This is a genomic window from Streptomyces sp. NPDC057638 (assembly GCF_042800315.1).
Lineage (GTDB): Bacteria > Actinomycetota > Actinomycetes > Streptomycetales > Streptomycetaceae > Streptomyces.
In genome coordinates, this window is the sequence record NZ_JBHVHF010000579.1 from 1 (window position 1) to 1898 (window position 1898).

The 1898-nt window shown below is 70.3% G+C and carries 1 protein-coding gene; it reads left to right on the top strand.

All coding sequences use genetic code 11. The annotated features are described in order from the left end of the window. Window positions 1–310: 310 nt before the first annotated feature. Window positions 311–1898, top strand: a 1588-nt coding sequence (gene serA, locus ACFVIM_RS34935; protein WP_384310353.1) for a phosphoglycerate dehydrogenase, incomplete at its 3' end; no start/stop codon positions are given.

Consider the following 1898-nt stretch of genomic DNA (forward strand, 5'->3'; position numbering starts at 1 on the left):
GGAGAATTCCGGCCCGGCCCCGGGCGTTTCCGGCCCCGGGTACCGGCCTGGACCGGCCGGACCGGGCCGTGCGTCGGCCCCGCCCGCGCCGCTCCACCGTGTCCAGCCCCGGAAGGGTGATCCTGCCGTGAAGGCGCAAGACCCGGCGTGGGGCGGCACTACAATGAGCAGCACCTACGCGTCAGGCCCACAGTGTCGTGCGTCTTCCACGCGGCTAGCCCCTCCACCGCATGCGGCCGTCGGGACGGCCGTCCTTCCCCCCGTCGCTCGCTGAGCGCGGGTGGGCACTCATGGACTTGTGAGGACTCACGTGAGCACTGCGCCTCGGAAACCCGTCGTACTCATCGCCGAAGAGCTGTCGCCCGCCACTGTGGACGCGCTCGGCCCCGATTTCGAGATCCGCCACTGCAACGGCGCCGACCGCGCCGAGCTGCTCCCGGCCATCGCCGAGGTCGACGCCATCCTCATCCGCTCCGCCACCAAGGTGGACGCCGAGGCCATCGCCGCCGCCAAGAAGCTGAGGGTCGTCGCCCGCGCGGGTGTGGGCCTGGACAATGTCGACGTCCCCGCCGCCACCAAGGCCGGTGTGATGGTCGTCAACGCCCCGACCTCCAACATCGTCACCGCCGCCGAGCTGGCCTGTGGTCTGATCGTCGCCACCGCGCGCAATATCCCCCAGGCCAACACCGCCCTGAAGAACGGCGAGTGGAAGCGCTCCAAGTACACCGGCGTGGAACTGAGCGAGAAGGTCCTCGGTGTCGTCGGTCTCGGCCGGATCGGGGTGCTGGTCGCCCAGCGGATGTCCGCGTTCGGGATGAAGATCGTCGCCTATGACCCCTACATCCAGCCCGCGCGGGCCGCGCAGATGGGCGTCAAGCTGCTCTCCCTGGACGAGCTGCTGGAGGTCTCCGACTTCATCACCGTCCATCTGCCCAAGACCCCCGAGACCCTCGGTCTGATCGGGCATGACGCGCTGCACAAGGTGAAGCCCACCGTCCGGGTCATCAACGCGGCCCGTGGCGGGATCGTGGACGAGGAGGCGCTGGCCTCCGCGCTCAAGGAGGGCCGCGTCGCGGGCGCCGGGCTCGACGTCTACGCCAAGGAGCCCTGTACCGACTCCCCGCTCTTCCAGTTCGACCAGGTCGTGTGCACCCCGCACCTGGGCGCCTCCACCGACGAGGCCCAGGAGAAGGCGGGCATCGCCGTCGCCCGTTCGGTGCGGCTCGCGCTCGCCGGTGAACTGGTACCGGACGCGGTCAACGTCCAGGGCGGAGTGATCGCCGAGGACGTCAAGCCGGGTCTGCCGCTGGCCGAGCGCCTCGGCCGGATCTTCACCGCCCTCGCGGGCGAGGTCGCGGTCCGGCTCGATGTCGAGGTCTACGGCGAGATCACCCAGCACGATGTGAAGGTGCTCGAACTCTCCGCCCTCAAGGGTGTCTTCGAGGACGTCGTCGCCGAGACCGTCAGCTATGTCAACGCGCCGCTCTTCGCCCAGGAGCGCGGGGTCGAGGTCCGGCTCACCACCAGCTCCGAGTCGCCGGACCACCGCAATGTGGTCACCGTGCGCGGCACGCTCTCCGGCGGTGAGGAGGTCGCGGTCTCCGGCACCCTCGCGGGCCCCAAGAACCTCCAGAAGATCGTCGCCATCGGTGACTACGACGTGGACCTGGCCCTCGCCGACCACATGGTCGTGCTGCGCTACGACGACCGCCCCGGCGTCGTCGGCACGGTCGGCCGGATCCTCGGCGAGGCCGGGCTGAACATCGCGGGGATGCAGGTCTCCCGTACCGGCAAGGGCGGTGAGGCGCTGGTCGTCCTCACCGTCGACGACACCGTGCCGGCGTCGGTGGTCGCCGAGATCGCCGACGAGATCGGCGCGACCTCGGCCCGCTCGGTGA